General features: G+C 71.7%; 15 protein-coding genes. 9 read left to right on the top strand and 6 right to left on the bottom strand.

The window, feature by feature from the left end:
* Positions 1-52: 52 nt before the first annotated feature.
* The 4 genes from GFH48_RS39515 to GFH48_RS34240 form a co-directional block, all read right to left on the bottom strand.
* Positions 53-1930 (bottom strand): serine/threonine-protein kinase, encoded by a 1878-nt coding sequence (locus GFH48_RS39515; protein WP_228121082.1) that lies wholly within the window; start codon positions 1928-1930, stop codon positions 53-55.
* A gap of 372 nt (positions 1931-2302) precedes the next feature.
* On the bottom strand, positions 2303-3706 hold the full coding sequence (locus GFH48_RS34250) for a dihydrolipoyl dehydrogenase family protein (protein ID WP_228121081.1): 1404 nt from the start codon (positions 3704-3706) through the stop codon (positions 2303-2305).
* Positions 3707-3823: 117 nt separating this feature from the next.
* Positions 3824-4705, bottom strand: a complete 882-nt coding sequence (locus GFH48_RS34245) for an alpha/beta fold hydrolase (protein ID WP_153291956.1) — start codon at positions 4703-4705, stop codon at positions 3824-3826.
* 626 nt (positions 4706-5331) lie between these two features.
* Positions 5332-5910, bottom strand: coding sequence for a TetR/AcrR family transcriptional regulator (locus GFH48_RS34240; protein ID WP_194280751.1), 579 nt, complete (start codon positions 5908-5910; stop codon positions 5332-5334).
* 120 nt (positions 5911-6030) lie between these two features.
* On the opposite strand from GFH48_RS34240, the gene GFH48_RS34235 reads away from it, so the two are divergent.
* Complete coding sequence (locus GFH48_RS34235) at positions 6031-7479, top strand: aldehyde dehydrogenase (RefSeq protein ID WP_153291955.1); 1449 nt, start codon at positions 6031-6033, stop codon at positions 7477-7479.
* A 156-nt stretch (positions 7480-7635) separates the two neighbouring features.
* On the top strand, positions 7636-9129 hold the full coding sequence (locus GFH48_RS34230) for an MDR family MFS transporter (RefSeq protein WP_194280750.1): 1494 nt from the start codon (positions 7636-7638) through the stop codon (positions 9127-9129).
* Between the two features lie 23 nt (positions 9130-9152).
* Here GFH48_RS34230 and GFH48_RS34225 read toward each other — a convergent pair whose 3' ends face one another.
* Complete coding sequence (locus tag GFH48_RS34225) at positions 9153-9428, bottom strand: helix-turn-helix domain-containing protein (RefSeq protein ID WP_153291954.1); 276 nt, start codon at positions 9426-9428, stop codon at positions 9153-9155.
* A 62-nt stretch (positions 9429-9490) separates the two neighbouring features.
* Between GFH48_RS34225 and map the strand changes: the two genes are divergently transcribed.
* Both map and GFH48_RS34215 read left to right on the top strand, forming a co-directional pair.
* Positions 9491-10258: a type I methionyl aminopeptidase gene (map, locus tag GFH48_RS34220; RefSeq protein WP_153291953.1), complete on the top strand. Its 768-nt coding sequence runs from the start codon at positions 9491-9493 to the stop codon at positions 10256-10258.
* Positions 10259-10842: 584 nt separating this feature from the next.
* Positions 10843-11583, top strand: coding sequence for an SDR family NAD(P)-dependent oxidoreductase (locus GFH48_RS34215; RefSeq protein WP_153291952.1), 741 nt, complete (start codon positions 10843-10845; stop codon positions 11581-11583).
* Positions 11584-12161: 578 nt separating this feature from the next.
* On the opposite strand, the gene GFH48_RS34210 is transcribed toward GFH48_RS34215, so the two are convergent.
* Positions 12162-13640 (bottom strand): dihydrolipoyl dehydrogenase family protein, encoded by a 1479-nt coding sequence (locus GFH48_RS34210; RefSeq protein WP_153291951.1) that lies wholly within the window; start codon positions 13638-13640, stop codon positions 12162-12164.
* Between the two features lie 628 nt (positions 13641-14268).
* Between GFH48_RS34210 and GFH48_RS34205 the strand changes: the two genes are divergently transcribed.
* The 5 genes from GFH48_RS34205 to GFH48_RS34185 all read left to right on the top strand — a co-directional run bounded on the left by GFH48_RS34205 (position 14269) and on the right by GFH48_RS34185 (position 19233).
* Positions 14269-14811: a hypothetical protein gene (locus tag GFH48_RS34205; RefSeq protein ID WP_153291950.1), complete on the top strand. Its 543-nt coding sequence runs from the start codon at positions 14269-14271 to the stop codon at positions 14809-14811.
* A 127-nt stretch (positions 14812-14938) separates the two neighbouring features.
* Positions 14939-15484 carry a dihydrofolate reductase family protein gene (locus GFH48_RS34200; RefSeq protein ID WP_153291949.1) on the top strand — a complete coding sequence of 182 codons (546 nt, stop codon included), beginning with the start codon at positions 14939-14941 and terminating at the stop codon, positions 15482-15484.
* A gap of 475 nt (positions 15485-15959) precedes the next feature.
* Positions 15960-16955: a LysR family transcriptional regulator gene (locus GFH48_RS34195; protein ID WP_153291948.1), complete on the top strand. Its 996-nt coding sequence runs from the start codon at positions 15960-15962 to the stop codon at positions 16953-16955.
* 131 nt (positions 16956-17086) lie between these two features.
* Positions 17087-18058, top strand: a complete 972-nt coding sequence (locus GFH48_RS34190) for a DMT family transporter (RefSeq protein ID WP_228121080.1) — start codon at positions 17087-17089, stop codon at positions 18056-18058.
* 131 nt (positions 18059-18189) lie between these two features.
* Positions 18190-19233 (top strand): threonine aldolase family protein, encoded by a 1044-nt coding sequence (locus GFH48_RS34185; RefSeq protein WP_153291947.1) that lies wholly within the window; start codon positions 18190-18192, stop codon positions 19231-19233.
* Positions 19234-19262 lie beyond the last annotated feature (29 nt).

Raw genomic sequence — 19262 nt, 5'->3', positions numbered from 1 at the left:
CGGAGCCCCGTCACGAAGTCCGTCCGTCAGTGACGGCAGGACGCGCCTCGCGTCATCCCGACTCACACGTCAACGAGAGGGGCACCGTGTTGGACCTGCCCCGAAGAGGGGCGTTGAGCTCCACGCCGATCTCGCTCGTGAACGTTCCGGCCTTCGCCCACGTGGTCAGGCTGACCGAGACCTGTTTGGTGAGGCTTCCGCCGTTGGGGAACGACAGCGTCCTCCACTGGTCGTCGGTGACCGAACCGTCCTTGGACACCCACCGGTAGGAGAACTGTGCCGGGAGCCGGTCGACGGAGAACGTCGCGGTGAAGGTGGGCGCCTCGCCGCTCGAAGGCGGGCACGATCCCGAGTACGTCGTCCGGGATCCGGTCACCCGCATGCGCACCCCCTCGGACGTGGACGAGTCCTGCCCGTCGCCCCCGGAACCGGGAGCGGCGGCCTCGGCGCCCTGCGACCCGTCCTTCGGGCTGGAGGAAGCCGAACCGGCGCCCGCCGTCCGCTGCTTGCCCTCGTCGTCCCCGCCGTTCAGAAGGGCGTAGCCCGTCCCGGCCAGCGCCAGAGCGCACAGGGCCGCGCCCGCGGCCACGAGGGCGACGCCGCGCCGCGAGGCGGGGCGGGACGGGGCCTGCGCCGGTGTCGCTCCAGCGGTGGGGTCCGTCGGCACGGAATACGCGGCTGCCGGGGGCGCCGGGGGAAGCTCGGCGGCCGGCTGGGCCGAGACGTGCGTGGCGGGTTGCTGCGACACGGGCTGCGCGGCGGCGACCGGAGTCTCGGGCTGTGCGGCGGCGACCGGAGTCTCGGGCTGTGCGGCGGCGACCGGAGTCTCGGCCTGTGCGGCGGCGACCGGCGCCTCGGGCTGTGCGGGTGCCGGCCGGGTCGTGTCCCGGGTCTCGGGCTGAGCCGGAGACAGCCGTGTCGTGTCCCCGGTCTCGGCCTGGCCCTGGGACAGCCGTGTCGTGTCCTGCGTCCCGGACCGGTCCTGAGACACCTGCGTGGTGTCCTGCGTGGTGTCCTGCGTCGCGGGCTCCGTCACGACGGTCGGTGAGTACGCGGCCTCCCGCGCGGTTCCCGTCTCGGGGGTGCCGCCCTCACTGACCAACCGCAGGTCCCGCGCCGCCTGTTCGGCGCCGAGGCGTTCGTCCGGATCCTTGCGCAGCAGCCCTTCGATGACCGGGGCGAGGGCCCCGGCACGGCGCGTGGGCGGCAACTCCGCGTCCACGATGGCCCGCAGGGTGCTGAGGGGGGTGTTCTGACGGAAGGGGGAGCTTCCCTCGACCGCCGCGTAGAGCAGGACGCCGAGCGACCAGAGGTCCGACGCGAGCCCCGGGTTCTTGCCCAGAGCCCGCTCCGGGGCGAGGAACTCGGGCGATCCGACGACTTCACCGGTCATGGTGAGCGCCGTGCTGCCCTCGACCACGGCGATGCCGAAGTCGGTGAGGACCACACGACCGTCCTTGGCCATCAGCACGTTGGCCGGCTTGACGTCGCGGTGCAGCACGCCCGCCTCGTGGGCGGCCCGGAGAGCGGCGAGCACCTCACCGCCGATGGACGCGGCACGCTGCGCGGTGAGCGTGCCCTCGGCGCCGAGCAGGTCGGCGAGCGACTGGCCTCGTACCAGCTCCATGACGATCCACGGGCGGCCCTCCTCCATCGCCACGTCGTAGACGGTCACCACGTTGCGGTGCGACACCCGTGCCGCGGCCCACGCCTCACGCTCCAGGCGCGTGTACATCCGCTCGATGGCCGACTCGGCCAGCCCGGCGGGCGGGCGGACCTCCTTGATGGCGACCTCACGGTGCAACACCTCGTCGTGAGCGCGCCACACGGTGCCCATACCGCCCGCGCCGAGGCGTGACAGCAGGGAGTAGCGACCGGCGATCACACGTGCGGGGGCCGACTCTTCGGTCACGCCGTCCTCACTGGTCATCGGGGCGATTCTTCCTCTCTTGGTGCAAGCGGCTCGGTACGGCGTGGACGTCGCCTCCGGGGCTCCCCGTGCACGGCCGCGCGCGACGGCCGCTCGTCCACGTGGTCGCAACGCAGTTTCTTCGCCTCAAGACCGGGTACGGGGGATGAGCCCGCATCCGCTCCGCCCGCGGAGCAGGCCGCGGAGCATCGAGTTCGCGGCGAACGGATTCCGACGCGAACCTACGGGCACATCGAGTGTTGATCGTACTGCCGTGCGAGGGTGGAGTGCGCCGGAGTCCGCACGGTCGCGCCGGCGTTTGACCGGCCGTCAACCGCGCGCCGGATCCGCCGTCCGGTCGCCTTCCCCCACCGTCGTTCCGACCCGGCCCGGTTACTCGCTCCAGGAGTTGAAGAGGTTGTTCAGGCCCTCTGCCATGGTCGGGTGCGCGATGATCGCGTCACGCAACAGCGTGTAGGGGACGCCCGTGAGCATCGCGGTCTGCACCACCGCCAGCACTTCCGAGGCCTCCGCCCCGAACAGGGCGGCTCCCAGGATCCGGTCGCTGCCCCGCTCGACGACGGCCTTCCACAGACCGCGTGTCTCACGCAGGGTGCGGGCACGCGGGACGGCCTTCACCGGCATCCTGGCGACGCGTACGTCGTGGCCGGCGGCGCGTGCCTGGGTCTCGGTCATCCCGACGCGGGCCAGTTCGGGGGTGATGAACATGCTCCACGGAATGAGACGTCCGGTGGTGCGCCTGTCCCCGCCGGTGAGGTTGGCCTTGACGACGCGGTAGTCGTCGAGTGAGACATGTGTGTACTGGGGGCTGCCCGCCACGTCGCCCACGGCCCAGGTGTGGTCGGCGGAGGTGCGCAGGCGGTCGTCGACCTTCACGAACCCGCGGGCGTCGGTCTCGACACCCGCGGTCTCCAGGCCGAGATCACGGGTGACGGGTTCCCGTCCGACCGCGGCCAGGATGTCCGTGCCCGTCACCCGGGTGCCGTCCGCGCCATGGACGGTGACGTCGCCGTTCGGCCCACGGGTCACCTCCCGCACGTCCGCACCCGGATGGAACTCGACTCCGGAGTCCCGCAGCACCTCGGTCACGGCCTGCGCGATGTCCGGGTCCTCGTGCGGCAGGAGCCGTTCCCCCCGGTGCACGACGCTGACTCTGCTGCCGAACACCGCGAACATCTGGGCGAACTCAAGACCCACGTACCCGCCCCCCATCACGACCAGGTGCTCCGGGATGCGGTCCAGGTGCAGCAGCGTCTCGCTCGTCAGCGGTTCCGCCTCGGCCAGCCCGGGAATGGCCGGGACACGCGGCACCGTCCCCGTGTTGATCACCACGTCGTCGCCGCGGACGATGCGCGTCCCGCCGTCGTTGAGCTTGATCCGTACCGTGCGCTCGGCGACGAACTCGGCGACGCCCAGGACGAAGTCCATGCCACTCGACAGGAACTGCTGGTGGTTGAGGTCCACCATCCCCGCCACGACACCTTCCTTGTGGGCGCGCAGGAGCCCGAGGTCCACCGCGGCCTTCGTGCCGCGCACCCCCATCTCCTCCGCCCGGGAGATTCGTTCGAGAAGGCGGGCGCTGGTCACCAGGGTCTTCGTGGGAATGCACGCGACGTTGATGCAGCCTCCGCCGATCATGCCGCGCTCCACCATGACGACGCGCTGTCCGCCGCGTGCCATGTCGGTCGCGAGTGTCTTGCCGCCCTTGCCTCCCCCGAACACGAGGAGATCCACCGTCTCCATGTCCATGTCCATGTCCGTGTCCGTCCGCACCATGCTCGGGTCCTCCTCGGTCAGGTCCGACCGCTCCGGTCGGTCAGGGACGTGGCGCCTTCACGGGCGGCCACGACTCCGGTTCCGCGTCCTCCCCCGCACCCCTCGGCGGGACGGCTGTCAGGCCGGCACCCTGCCGAGGAAGTCGCGGATCAGGGCCGCGATCTCGGGTCCGTGCGACTCGAGGGCGAAGTGCCCCGTGTCCAGAAGGTGGATCTCCGCTCCGGGCAGGTCACGCGCGTAGGCGCGCGCTCCGTCCGCGCCGAAGATCTCGTCGTGTTCTCCCCACGTGATCAGCGTCGGCGGCTGGTGCCGGCGGAAGTACTCCTGGAAGTCGGGGTAGGCGGGGAGATTGAACTGGTAGTCCCAGAACAGCTGGAGCTGCGCCTCCTTGTTGCCGGGCCGATCCATCAGGGCCTGGTCGAGTGCCCACGTGTCCGGGGCGACCCGGTCGAGACGGTCCTCGGGAACGCCGTGGGTGTACTGCCAGCGCGTCTTGTCCGCCTCCAGGTACGTCCGGACCTCTTCCTCGTTGCCGGGGCGGTCCTTCGCGTGGGCGAAGAGCACGTCCCAGAAGGGGGTGAAGCCCTCCATGTACGCGTTGCCCGACTGGACGAGCAGCGCGGTGACACGCTCGGGGTCACGGCTGGCGATACGCAGCCCGATGGGTGCCCCGTAGTCGTGGATGTAGAGGGCGAACCTCCCGATACCGATCCGGTCGAGGAGTTCGAGAGTGATGGCGGTCAGGTTCTCGAACGAGTACGTGAACTCGTCGACCGGCGGCGCGTCGGAGAAGCCGTAGCCGATGTGGTCGGGAGCGATGACGTGGTACCGGTCCGAGAGTTCCGGGATGAGATTGCGGAACATGTGGGAGGACGCGGGGAAGCCGTGCAGGAGAACCACCGCAGGGGCCGCCGGATCGCCCGCCTCGCGGTAGAACACGGTACGTCCGCCCACGGTGGCGGTGCGGTGGTGCACTACGGCCTTGTCTGCGTCGTTCATGACGCTTCCTCAGGGGTCGTGGGCCCTGTCCCGCGCACGGGTACGTGCCGCCCTGGGCCCGGCGGTGACCGGCCGGCGGGGATGCGGGCCAGCGGGGGGACGCCGTCTGCGGCGGCGGCTGCGAAGGGGAAGTGGGGGACATGACCGGCCGTCGCGTCCCGGGGCGCTCCGCCGATGTGGACTCGCCGGCCCGCCACACCTTGCCGCAGGAGCCGCACGGGGCCCATCAGCCGTCCGGGACTCTCCGGCTTTCGGTCTGCCGACAGTAGCCCGGCCGTCACCGGGATGACCGGGAACGACACAGGCCGAGGAGAACCGCGGAGCCGGACGGCCCGGGCCCGTCCGTGAGCGGCGCCGCTTCCGCAGGCGTCGGCGCACCACCGGGAGCGCGGGACCACCGGGAGTGTGGGGTGCCCGGGCCGCCGGACGGGACCACGGAGCGCGGTCCCGGCGGATCCGTGCGGCCCTCCGGGCGCGCCGGGGTCGTCGAAGTCTTCGGCCGGGCCCCGCGTCATCCCGATGCGGCGATGCGGCGATGCGGCACATCACCACTTGTGAGCGGAGAAATCGCCAGGGCCACGGCCTGTTCATGGGCTGCCCGCTCCCCTGCGTGGTACCCGTGACGGTCACCCGGACCGGGGCTGTGGGAGCGGGGACCGGGCGGGCGCGGCCCCGATGCCGTTGAGCAGGGCGTCGACCGCCACGTCAGCCGCCTGCGCGGCGGTGAGCCCCGGCAGGTTCCGCGCCACCTGGTGCACGAGCAGCGGGATGAAGGAGGCCGCGAAGCCCGGCGGGAGGCCCTGGCGGAGCAGTCCTTCGTCGGTCGCACGCGTCAGGAAGGTCTCGACCTCGCGCACGACGTGATCGCGCCGCTCGCGGGAGGGCGCGTCAGCCAGCATCCGCGCGAGGTCGACGGGCCAGGTGCGGTTGACCTCGATGATGCCCTCGACGTAGCGGTGCAGGGCGACCTGGACCGGGGCCTCCCGCAGGCGGGCCCTTCCGAGCGCCGCCTCGATCGCGTCGAGGCGGGCCCCGTGCACCGCGGCCAGGAGCGCCTCCCGGCTGCTGAAGCGCCGGTAGACGGTGCGCCGGTCGACACCCGCCTCCGCGGCGATGTCGGCGATGCCCGCCCCCGGATCCGCGGCGAGCACGCGCGCTCCAGCCGCCAGAACGGCCTCCAGGTTGCGTACGGCATCGGCCCTCATCCCGGAAGAGTACCTCAACGGTGTCGTATCCAACACTTACAACCACACCCTTGCGATCACTTTCTCCTTAAGTGCTACATTGACGTAGCACTTAAGAACGCCACTGGAAGGAACGACGTCATGACGACGACCTATGACCGACTCTTCATCGGCGGCTCCTGGAGCGAGCCGAGCGACCCGGAGCTGCTCGACATCCGCTCACCTCACGACCAGTCCGTGGTCGCCCGTGCCGCCCAGGCCCGGCCCGCCGACATCGACCGCGCCGTGGCCGCCGCCCGCGCCTCGTTCGGAGCGGGCGCGTGGAGCAGCACCCCGCCCGCCGAGCGCCTGGCGCTGCTGCGCCGTTTCAACGGGCTGCGCGAGGAGAACGCCGAGAAGATCGCCGCGCTGATCACGGCCGAGAACGGCTCGGCCGGCTGGTTCACCCTCGCCGGACAGGGCGGTCTCACCCGGCAGGCCAACGCCTACTTCAAGGCGGCCGAGGAGTTCGCCTGGGAGGCGACCCTGGTGCCGTCCGACCCGGCCAACCCGTTCCGCAGTGTCGTGCGGCGCGAGGCGGTCGGCGTGGTCGCCGCCGTCATCCCGTGGAACTCACCGTTCTCCTCCGCCACCGCGAAGATCATCCCGGCGCTGCTCGCCGGCAACAGCGTGATCCTGAAGGTCTCCCCGGAGAACTCCCTCAGCATGGGTTTCCTCGCCGAACTGCTGGACCGCACCGGCTTCCCCGAGGGCGTGATCAGCGTCGTACCCGCCGACCGGGACACCAGCGAGTACCTGATCTCGCACCCGGACGTCGACAAGATCGCCTTCACCGGCTCCACCGGCGCGGGCCGCGCCATCGCCGCCATCGCCGGCCGGCAGCTCAAGCGCGTCAGCCTGGAGCTGGGAGGCAAGTCGGCCGCCCTGATCCTCCCGGACGCCGACGTCCAGAAGGCCGTCCAGGGCCTGAAGTTCGGCTCGCTGCTCAACAACGGCGAGGCATGTATCGCCCAGACCCGCGTACTGGCGCCCAGCTCCCGCTACGAGGAGGTCGTCGAGGCGCTGAAGGAACTGGTCGACTCACTGAAGGTGGGCGACCCGCTCGACCAGGACACCTTCATAGGCCCGATGATCCGCCGCGACCAGCAGCAGCGCGTCGTCGACTACATCAGGACCGGCATCGAGGAGGGCGCCCGCCTCGTCACCGGTGGCCCGCAGGTCCCCGAGGGCCTGGAGGCGGGCAACTACGTCACGCCGACGGTCTTCGCCGACGTGGACAACTCCATGCGCGTCGCGCGGGAGGAGATCTTCGGCCCGGTCATCGTCGTCATCCCGTACAAGGACGAGGACGACGCCGTCCGCATCGCCAACGAGTCGGAGTACGGCCTGTCCGGCGGCGTCTGGTCGGCCGACCAGGAGCACGCGTTCGCCGTCGCCCGTCGCCTGCGTACCGGCACCGTCACCGTCAACGGCGCCCCGATCGGCTTCGACGGCCCCTTCGGCGGCTTCAAGAACAGCGGCATCGGCCGCGAGTACGGCGCGGTCGGTCTCGGCACGTACACCGAGTACAAGACCATCACCAGCGCCTGAGCCGGAACTCCCCGGCAGGGCACGCACCACCGGCACACCGACCTCCTCAGCACACCTTCGCCGCGCCCGGCCGGAAGACGGCCCGCACCCGCCAGGAATCCCTGGCCCGTCTCCCCGGCCGCGCGCGGCGTGCCCGTTCCCGAAGGGCTTCTCCCCATGTCACACACCCAGGTACCCGCGCGGTCACCCGCGGTGACCGCCCCCAACATCGCGGCGGCCATGACCGCCCTGGTCCTGGCGGTCCTGCTCTCCGCCCTCGACCAGACCATCGTCTCCACCGCCCTGCCCCGCATAGCCGAGGACCTCGACGGTTTCGACGCCATCGCCTGGGTCAGCGCGGCCTACCTGCTGGCCTCCACCGCGGCCACCCCCCTGTGGGGCAAGCTCGGCGACATGTTCGGGCGCAAGCGCCTCTACCTCGCCTCCACGGGCGTCTTCCTCATCGCCTCGGCCGCCTGCGGTCTCGCCCAGAACCTGCCCGAACTCATCGGAGCGCGCGCACTGCAGGGCATCGGCGGTGGCGGCATGATCGTGCTCACCTTCGCCCTCGTCGGTGACGTGGTCGCCCCCGGCGAACGAGGCCGCTACCAGGGCATGTTCGGCTCCGTCTACGGCGTCGCCAGCATCGTCGGACCGCTGCTGGGCGGCATCTTCACCGACCAGCTCTCCTGGCGGTGGGCCTTCTTGATCAATCTTCCCGTGGGCGTGGTCACGCTCGTCATCGCCGCCCGTGTGCTGCCCGCCGGTGTCCGCAGAGCCACCGCGCGCGTCGACCACGCGGGTGCCCTGCTGCTCGCCGCGATGGCCACGGGCATCGTGCTCGTCACCTCTTTCGGCCGGAACTGGGGCTGGACCTCGCCCCGCATCATCGGCCTGATCGTCGCCACCGTCGCCGTGGCGGCGCTGCTGCCCCTCGTGGAGCGCCGGGCCGCCGCCCCCGTCCTGCCGCTGACCATGCTCGCGTCCCGCACCGTCGTCCTCGGCTCGCTGATCGGGTTCGTCGCCAACGCCGCGATGTTCAGCGTGCTGGTCTACCTCCCCACATATCTGCAGATCGTCCACGGCGTGTCGGCCACCCTGTCCGGTGTGCATCTGCTGCCCCTGGTCATCGGTCTGGTCGTCAGCCAGTCCCTCGCCGGACGGTGGGCGGCACACGTCGAGCGGCTCCGTCCGATCCTGGTCACCGGCCTCGCGCTCAACGTCGCCGGCCTCTTCCTGCTGGGCACCGTCGGCGGCGGCACCTCGACGGCCACCCTCAGCTGCTACTTCCTCGTCACCGGCGTCGGCATGGGCATGGTTCCCATGGTCGTGCTCACGGCGGTGCAGAACGCCGTCCCGGGCGAGGACATCGGTGCGGCCAGCGCGGTCGTCACGTTCGCCCGCTCCATCGGCGCCGCGTTCGGCGTCGCCGTCTTCGGGACCCTCCTCACGTCCGGCTTCACCAGCCGCCTCCGCCGGCTGCGCCTGCCCGCCGCGTTCGACCCCTCCCGCCCGGAGACGATCCGAACACTGCCCGCCCCGGTACGCCCCGGCGCCCTCGACGCCTTCGCCCACGCCACCGGCGGCGGGTTCCTGTGGATCACACCCCTCGTCGTCGCCGGCACCGTCCTCGCCCTCTTCCTCCGCCCGGGACGTGCCGCCGCCTCCTGACCGGCGCGGCGCCGCTCCGGTGATCACGCCGACATGGCTTGCCCGTCACAGTCGGCGTCTTCCGCGCAGGCGGCGGCCAGGACGTCCAGCGACAGGTCCAGCGTGTGGGCCAAGGCGGCCACGGTGAAGAAGGCGGGGGTCGGGGCCCGGCCGGTCTCGATCTTGCGGAGTGTCTCCGCGGACACCCCGGCCGCCGCCGCCACGTCCACCATGCTGCGGTCACCGCGGGCCTGACGGAGCAGGGCGCCGAAGCGCTCTCCGCGTTGCCGCTCTTCCGGGGTCAAAGGAACTCTCACCATGCCCGTGATACTAATACCGGTATAAGTATTGGGCAACGGCGCATCGCGAGGAGTCACGGAACATGGTGGAGATCAAAACCGACACGGCACTGGAGGCGATGCGTGAAGCCGGACGGGTCGTGGCCCAGGCACTCGCGGCCGCCCGCACAGCCGCGGCCGTGGGAGTGCGCCTGCGCGAACTGGACGAGGCCGCCCGCGCCGTTCTGACCACGGCCGGCGCGCGCTCCCCGTTCCTCGGCTACCAGCCTTCCTTCGCTCCCGTCCCCTTCCCGGCCGTGATCTGCGCCTCCGTCAACGACGCCGTCTCGCACGGCATCCCCGACGACCACCGGCTGCGCGACGGCGACCTGGTCAGCATCGACTGCGGAGCCGAACTCGACGGCTGGACCGGCGACGCCGCCATCAGTTTCACCGTCGGCACCCCTCGTCCCGCCGACCTGGAACTCATCGCGGCCACTCAACAAGCCCTGGACGCCGGCATCGCCGCCGCCACCGTCGGCCACCGCATCGGAGACATCTCCCATGCCATCAGCACGGTCGCCCGGCGGAAGAACTGCGGCATGCCCTCCGACTTCGGCGGCCACGGCATCGGCCGCCAGATGCACGAGGACCCCCACGTCCCCAACCACGGTCGGCCCGGCCGCGGTTTCCCCCTGCGCCACGGTCTCGCCCTCGCCATCGAGCCCATGTTCATGGCCGGAGGACGCGACGACTACCGCACCGACCCCGACGGCTGGACCCTGCGCACGATCGACGGCAGCCGAGCCGCCCACATCGAGCACACCATCGCCATCACCGAGGACGGCCCCCGCATCCTGACCCTGCTCTGATCTCGACCACCGTCGCATATCGAGCGGTTGGAGGGCTTCGGCCACGCAGTAGCCGACGGCCGTCCCCGCGCGGCGGGTTCGCGGAGTCGCCAGTTCGTCGGCGAAGGCGAACGCCAAGGCGATGGCGACGGCGATGGCGTAGTCGGCCACGCCGAGGAGCGAGCGGGCCCTGTTCGTTCACGGCCAGGGCGGTGTCGCTCGTCCGGTGGGCCCCGGTACGGGTACCGGGGTCGAAGGGGCTGAACTCCGCAGCGGAGGGCGCCGTCCACGTAACCGGTGCCGAGGACGACGATCTTCGTCGTCGGACTCCTGGCAGGGTGCTGTGTGTCTCTTCCGGGTCGAGCCGCGCGATCTGGACAGGGGCGCCGATCGGCAACCGCGCGGGGCCCCTGCACGCGTCAGGTGTTCCTACCTGCGGCACCGCCCATCCCTCGGGGCCGCATGCCTCGGCGTCCGTCGCGGCGGCCACCTGCTTCATCCCGCCGGCCCAACCCCTACCCAGATCCGTGCCCCCGGACAGGCCCTGACAGTTGTCCGGGGACAGCGGACCGCACGTCGCACGTCTCGTCCCCGAGGAGCCTCGCATGACCGCGGAACTGACCGGATCCACCGCTCTCGTCACCGGTGCCACCGCCGGAATCGGCCGGGCCACCGCCCTGCGCCTGGCCGCTCTGGGGGCCTCGGTCGTCGTCCACGGCCGGGACGGGACGCGCGGCGCCGAGACGGTCGACGAGATCGCCGCCGCGGGCGGACGCGCCCGGTACGTCGCCGCGGATCTGAGCCGGCCCGAGGAGGTGTTGCGCCTCGCGGCCGAAGCGGGCGAGGTGGACGTACTGATCAACAACGCCGGCATCTACCGGTTCGCCGGAACCCCGGACAGCACAGCCGAGATGTTCGACGCCCACATGGCCGTCAACACGCGTGCGCCGATGCTCCTGGTCGGCGCGCTCGCACCGGCGATGGCCGCACGGGGACACGGCTCCATCGTGAATCTGAGTACAGGGGCGGCCACCACCCTGTTCCGGGGCGCGGCGGTCTACGGAGCCTCCAAAGCCGCGCTCGAACTCCTCACCCGTGCGTGGGCCGACGAGTTCGGTGCCCGGGGCGTCCGCGTGAACGCCGTGGCCCCCGGCCCTGTCCACACCCCGGGGACCGACGACATGGGCGGCGAAACCCTCCGGATGATTGCGCGAAACACCGTACTGCAAAGGGTCGCCGAGCCCGAGGAGATCGCGGAGGCGATCGTGTTCCTCGCTTCCTCCCGCGCCAGCTACATCACGGGCGCCGTCCTCGAGGCCACCGGCGGACGCCTCGCGATCGGCTGACCCCGCGGCAGGCGCTGCGCATGTCCGACGCCACCCACCACCCTGGAGTGGACCTGACCGGACACGGCCGACGGAGAGACTCTCGGGGTGAGAACGCCCCCGGGCGGAGCCCGCGGGCACTCCGGCGGACGAGCCCTCCCGTCACTCCGGCACCTGCCGTTCCGCCGGGCGGCGATGTCGTTCACGCGCCGGCAGGTGCGGCGGGGCGTGCCGCGGCCGGCCCGCGACGACCGGCCCGGCAGTCCGTGGTGGCGTGCGGTGAACGAGCGCATCCTGCGTGACGGCTGCGAGGCGGTGGGCCTGAGCGGGAGACTTCCCGGTCCGGCCTCGTCGCGCGCGGTCGGGCACTGCCGCTCCTTCGCGGATCATCCCACCGCCCGCGCCTGGTACCGGGCGCACGAGGGGAGTGTGGTCGCCGCCTGTCTCGAACACCGCGAAGTCCCTCGCCCTCCAGCTGATCCGCCGGGCACCCCCACCCGACCGGGGCTGACACGGGTCGTCTTCCGCGGTCTCCCCGGACGGAACGCCCCCTCGGCGGGGGACGCTCTTCGTGGGCCCCTCGGTCCGGGGTGGCGGCATCACGCGGAAGCGGCGTGCGGCGTCTCCTTGTCCCGCTGGTAGGCGGCCAGGAGGAAGAGCCAGATCTCGCTGACGGTGGGGAAGCAGGCGATCGCGTGCCTGAGCCGCTTGAGCGGGACCTCCCCCGCGACCGCGACGGTCGCCGAGTGCAGCAGCTCGCTGACACCGGGACCGACGAAGGTGGCGCCGAGCAGGATCTCCCGGTCGAGGTCGACGACCAGCCGGGCGTGCCCCTGGTAGCCGTCGGCGTAGAGGTTGGCGCCCTGGGCTGCGTTGAGATCGAGGTCGACGGTCCTGATCCGGTGGCCGGCGTCGACGGCCTGCCCGGCGGTCAGGCCCACCGCGGCCGCCTCGGGATCGGTGAAGAAGACCTGGGGTACGGCGTGCTGGTCGGCGGTGGTGGCGTGGTCTCCCCAGGGAGCGTCGTCCACCGGGCGGCCGGCGGCCCGCGCGCCGATCGCGTCCCCCGCGGTCCGGGCCTGGTACTTGCCCTGGTGGGTGAGCAGAGCGCGGTGGTTGACGTCGCCGAGGGCGTACAGCCACTCTCCGTCGACACCGTCGACCAGGCAGGTGGTGTCCACGTCCAGCCACGAGCCGGGGGTGAGACCGATCCTGTCGAGGCCGATGTCGCCGGTCGCGGGGGTACGTCCGGTGGCGAACAGCACCTCGTCGGCCTCCAACTCGCCGCCGTCGTCCAGGGTCAGGAAGACCGGCCCCTCGGGGTCCGGGCGGCGCAGGGCGGTCACCCGCACACCGATCCGCACGTCCACACCCGCGTCGCCCAGCCCCTGGGCGACCAACTCACCGGCGAACGGCTCCAGTCGGGGAAGCAGGCTGCGGCGGGCGAGCAAGGTGACCCGGGAGCCGAGGCCCTGCCAGAGGGTGGCCATCTCGACGCCGACACCGCCGCCGCCGATGACGGCGAGACGGGCGGGCACGGTACTGGAGTCGGTGCCGTGCCGGTTCGTCCAGGGCCGGGCCTCTTCGATGCCCGGAATGTCGGGCAGCACCGGCAGGCTGCCGGTGGCGACGGCCACCGCGTGCCGGGCCGTGAGGGTCTGCTGTGCGCCGTCGTCCCGGGTGACGGTGACCCTGCCCGGCCCCTCGAAGCGACCGTGGCCGCGGAAGAGGTCGGCGCCGAGGGACTTGATCCCCAGCGCCTGCCGGCTGTCGTCCCAGTCGGCGACATAGTGATTACGGCGGGCGAAGACGCCGTCGGTGTCGAGCGAGCCGGTGACGGCCTGCCGGGCACCGTCCACACGGCGGACGTCGGCGACCGCGATGACCGGCCGCAGCAGCGCCTTACTGGGCACGCACGCCCAGTAGGAGCATTCGCCTCCGACGAGTTCCCGCTCCACGACGGCCACGGACAGCCCGGCGGCGTGGGCGCGGTCGGCGACGTTCTGGCCCACCGGCCCGGCCCCCAGCACAATCACGTCGTAGGTGGTGGTTCCCTGGTTCTCGCGTGGTGCGCTCATTTGCTTCCTCGATGGGATCGACCTGACGTACGTCCCTGGGCAGGCGTGGGCGGACAGGCGGTACTCGCAATTGTTGTACCGCGCGGTGGCGATCGCCACCGCGCGCGGACGCGGCGGGGACCACGCCCCCGCCCGGCGCGCCGGACAGCCTCGGGCCGGAATCTCACCGGCGCCGGACCGATCGAGGACTTCGAAGGCTCGGAAGCGAGCCTCCACGAGGACCACACCGTGGACGCCGAGCCGCTCACACGTGCCGAGGAGGCCCGCGCCCCCTCGGCCTGACGCGGGAAGCGGCTCAGCGCTGAGGAAGTTCACAGCACTTCCCGTGCCGCTGCCGCTGCCGCTGCTGCGGCGGCGGCTCAGTGCCGTGCACGACGGCGGACCTCGCACCCTCACCGCGCGACCGGTCCCCCACCACGAGCACCGGGACACGGACCGCCGAGGGCCGGCTCATGGCACTCCGGGCCGGACGGCACGCAGCCTCGCACCGCCCGCGCGAGCCGCCGACCGCCGTACCGCACCGCACCGTGCGACCTGGCCGGGCCGCCACGGCCCGCCGGTCCAGGAGTTGTCCGCGAAGCGCCGCGTGTGATGATCGACGAGAAGGGGGACCTGCGATGCTGGGGTCATGCTGAGAGGTCAACTGCCGCCCCTGACGACGGTGGTGGGGCAGGTCGTCGTGTGCGAGGTCGACATGCCCGCTTTTCCCCCGCACACCCACGTCTACGTAGCCGTCGTCACCAGACCCGAACCGCACTACGCCGGTGCGCGGCTGGCGATGATCGTCACCGTCAACGATCCTCGTGAGGCCCCGCCGGAGATGCGTGAGAACCCGCTGCCGGACGCGGTCTGGCTGCGTGATCCTCCGGAGCCCACGGTCACGAACATCTACGCGCGCCCCGCCTTCCGGATGAGAGACGTCCCGGCCAGGAGACCCGCGGTGCAGGTCGGTCGCCAACTCCGTCTGGAGGCACTGCTGTTGCGGCACTCCGCGTTTCGCTCCGCCGACGGCAGCGGGTGGGCCGAGGCCGTCGGCGGGACCATCCCGTCCCTCGAGGAGGAAACCGCCGGTTCGGGCTTCAGCTCCTGGGCCGAGCGTGAACTCGACCGGATGGAGCGGCAGTCGTGGTGGCACCACCTGAAGGAGCAGCACCTCGGACCGGCCGTCTGAGGCGGCCACCGGATCAGAGCGAACCGGTCGTCTCCGGGACCGCCCCGCGCGCCGACCCGGTCGCTCACCGATGAGTTTCGGGGCTCCGGGCGGTCATTCCGTCACATCAGGACGACGGGAGAGTGCGATGGGCAAGGTGTTGTGGCACCTGACGATGTCGTTGGACGGGTTCGCGGCGGGTCCGGACCATTCGATGGACTGGATGTCCGGGGTGAAGGCCGCACCGGGCGCCCTCCAGGAATCCGTCGCCGGCCTGGGCGCCGTTCTGGGTGGTCGTCGTGGATACGACGCGATCGCCGCGCGGCATCCCGGCGAGGCGAGCAAGCAGCCCTACGGCGGAGCGTGGAGTGGCCCGGTCTTCGTGCTGACACACCATCCCGAGGACGCGGTCCCGGATCCCGGTGTGACCTTCCTCGACTGCGACGTGGCCGAGGCCGTAGAGATCGGGCTGGCCGCGGCGGACGGCGGGGACCTGGAGATCCACGGCCAGGACATCGCCCGGCAGTGCGTCGAACGCGACCTGATCGACGAGTTCTCCGTGCATCTGGCGCCCGTCATGCTCGGGTCCGGGGTGCGGCTGTTCGACTGCCCCGGGATCGAACCGGTCCGGTGGGCCCGGATCCACGACGGCCACCCCGCGCAGGCGGTGGACCTGCGATACCGGCGGGCCTGACGGCAGAAGCCGGCCGTACGGACCGGCCGTCGGCAACGCGTCGGCGTCCACCGCCCGATGCCCCACAGCGCCTCCAAGACGGCACCGGACAGGGAGAGTTCAAGGCCGACGCCGTGCGTCGACGGGAGCCGACCTGGAGGAATTCGTCACGGCGCTCACCGAGGCCGGGGAGGGGGGAGGATCGGCGGGCCGCACGCGACACGGCGTCCTGAGACGCGAGAGAGATCAGCGGAGGTTATGACCGCGGGCCGGGCCGGGCTGCTCCTCGCTCGCGACACGGGCACGGGGCACGTCGCGCGGCGGTCGCGGTCACTGCGACGTGATCGTGGCGGTGGCGGTGGCTCGCGACGGTCTCTGTCCTGCCGGGCGTACGCGGGCCCGACGGCGGGTGCGACCCCACGGCGTCACTCGGCGCGCCCTCCGAACCGGCGGAGCTAGACTTGACTGTTCAGCCGCGTTGCGTAAGGAATCCTTCATGCTCGACGTGAGACGACTCCGAGTCCTGCAGTACCTGGCCACCCACGGCACGGTCGCGGCCGCGGCTCAGGCGCTGTACCTGACCGCTCCCGCCATTTCCCAGCAACTGGCGGCGTTGGAAAGGGAAGTCGGGCTGCCCGTCGTGGAGAAGCGCGGGCGCACGCTGCATCTGACCCCCGTCGGTGAGCTGCTGGTGTCCCATGCCGAGATCGTGCTGAGCGATCTGGCCGCCGCCGAGTCCGATCTGGAAGCCATTCGCGGCGGCGGTCACGGCAGCGTCCGTGTCGCCGCCTTCTCCTCGGCGGCGCGGCGACTGATCGCCCCGGTGTGGGGGCGCGTTCTCGGTGCGGGGGAAGACGCGGATGTCTCCTTGACGCTGGAGCTCGTGGAGCAGGAACCCGACGAGGCCCTGGAGACGCTGCGCCGCCGGGACGTCGATCTGGCGGTCGTGCACGGCTATACGGTGCTTCCGCGCGACTTTCCCTCCGGCAGCGAGCAGACCAGACTCATGGAGGAACCCGTCCTGCTCGCGCTGCACCCCGATCACGCGGCCCGCCTGGGAGTCGGGTCCGGAGACGTCGTGGACCTGGCAAGGCTCTCCGACAGCCCCTGGCTCACGCCGGGTCCGGAGACGTCCTGTCACGAGATGATCCAACGAGCCTGTGGCGCGGCCGGGTTCGTTCCGGCCGTCCGGTCCCGCAGCAGCGATTTCTCCCTGCTGGCGGCGCTGGTCGCCGCCGGGGCGGGAGCGGCCCTCCTGCCCCGCATGACGGTTCCGGACTCGACACGGGGGACGATCAGTCTGCATCCGCTGCTTCACCCCGTGACCCGCACCGTCTACACCGTCAGCCGGAGCGGCACGTCCCGGCGTCCCGACATCCGCCACCTCACCGAACTGCTCCTGGCACAGGCCGCCGAAACAGCGGGTGCGCAACAGGACCATGAGGCCGAGGAAGCCGCCGCGGCTGCTCCCGGGCCGGGCGCTGACGCCTGAGCGCCCCCACCGGAGGGTGTCTCCCCCCGGTGGGTGTCTACCGGACGTCGCGCGTTATTTAAGCACGCCTTTCCGATTCACCAAGAACAACTAACTGTATCTTTTCCTTTGCGTGGCGCACCGTAGCAGGTGTGAACACACGAACGGGTTCCCGCAGCATGCTCGCCCTGACGGCCGTCGTGGTGCTCTGGGCCTCGGCTTTTCCGGCCATTCGCGTCGGGGTCGACGGCCTGGGTGTGGCGGCGCTGTCCTTCCTTCGGCCGGCCATCGCCGCTGTCGCCCTCCTGGCGGTCGCCCCGCTCCTCGGAGTCCGGCGTCCCCGGTCGCGGGATCTGCCGTTGATCAGCCTCGCCGGCGCGACCGGTATGACGGCCTACCAGATACTGCTCAACTGGGGAGAGGTCCATGTCTCCGCGGGCACCGCCGGCATGCTGATCGCCATCGCTCCCGTCTTCAGTCTCCTGCTGGGCAGGGCGTTCCTGTCCGAGGTGGTGACCCGCCGGGTGGCCGTCGGCAGCGGCATCGCCATCGGCGGCTGCGTGATCGTCGCGCTCGGCGGTGGCTCCACCGGGTTCTCGACCGGCGCGCTCGTGGTGCCGGCCGCCGCCGTCGTGCAGGGCGCGTACCACTGCGTGTCCAAGCCGCTCCTGCGCCGCTACAGCGGCCTGGAGGTGGCGACGTACGCGATGGTGGCGGGCACCGTCCTGGCCCTGCCGCTTCTTCCGGCGGCCGTGCGCGCCCTCGCCACCGCCCCACCGCGGGCGCTCATCTCGGTGGCCTCTCTCGGCCTCCTGCCCTCCGCCGTGGGATTCGTCATCTGGGGCTACGCCGTCGCCCGGCTGCCGATCACCGTCTCCACGGCCGCCCTGTACCTGGTGCCGCCCGTCGCGCTCGTCGTCTCCTTCGTGTGGCTGTCGGAGACTCCCCGTCTCCTCGAGGTGGCGGGGGGCCTCGTCATCGTCGGCGGTGTCGTGCTGATCAACCGCCGCTCGCCCGCGGCCTCCCGTGACGTACACACTCCGGCAGACGCGCGGCACCCGGTGGATCCGGTGCCGACGCCCGCCGTCCGGCCGCCCCGGACCGTCGGTTCCGGCCGGTCCTGACCGGAGACGGCCGGGACTCGGCGAACCGTACGGCCACGTCCCCCGCGGGGGCGGGCGTCGTCCGGTTGGTCGCGTCCTTCCCGCGCAACGCCCGCGGCACCCCGGACCCGCTGCCCCCGAGGAAGGAAATCATGATCGATCTTCGCAGTGACACCTGTAGCCGTCCCAGTTCCGCCATGCGCGAGGCCATGGCATGGGCGGAGGTGGGTGACGACGTGTACGGGGACGATCCCACCGTGAGGGCACTGGAGGACAGGACGGCACGACTGCTGGGCAAGGAGGACGCCGTCTTCATGCCCTCGGGCACGATGACCAACCAGGTCGGCATCCGTGTGCACACCGAGCCGGGGGACGCGGTGCTGTTCGAGCAGAGCGCCCATGTCTACCTGCTGGAGGGCGGCGCCCCGTCGGCCTACTCCGGTGTACTGCCCCGGCTGCTTCCCGGAACCAGGGGGATCTTCACCGCCGAGGCCGTCCACGCCGCCGTGGGTTCCCCGCACCCTTTCTTCCCCTCCACCGTCCCGGCGCCGGTGCGTCTGTTGTGCGTGGAGAACACCCACAACAACGGCGGCGGCACCGTCTGGCCGTTGGAGGACATCGAAGCCGTTGCCGCCGCAGGTCGTGAGCGAAGCCTCGCCCTCCACCTGGACGGTGCACGGCTGTGGCACGCGAGCGCCTTCTCGGGGGTCGACGAAGCCGCGTACGCCGCGCCCTTCGACACCGTCAGTGTCTGCTTCTCCAAAGCGCTCGGCGCCCCGGTCGGCTCCTGCCTGGCCGGGCCGGCCGATCTGATCGCCCGCGCACGGCGTTTCAAGCAACAGATCGGGGGCGGCTTCCGTCAGGCGGGCATAGTGGCGGCCGGCGCGCTGCACGCACTGGAGCACCACCGCGAACGCCTCAACGAGACGCATGCGCACGCCCGGTGGTTCGCCGAGGGGGTGGCGGCCTTCGAGGGGATCGATCTGGACCCGCTCGCGGTGCAGACCAACATCGTGCGATTTCGTCTGACGAACGGCAGGGCCGCCGCCTTCGTCGAGGAGATGCACCGCCGGGGTGTCCACGCCCTGCCTGCCGGCCCGCACGAGGTCAGGGCCGTGTTCTGTCTGGACATCGGCGAGGAGGAGACTCGCGGGGCGATCGACGTCGTCGCGCGAACCCTGGCGGAACCGAACTGAGGTGAGGGCGCGCGCGCTCGCACTTCATC

Source organism: Streptomyces fagopyri, assembly GCF_009498275.1.
Classification (GTDB): Bacteria; Actinomycetota; Actinomycetes; order Streptomycetales; family Streptomycetaceae; genus Streptomyces; species Streptomyces fagopyri.
This window is presented reverse-complemented; position numbering and strand designations above follow the sequence as displayed.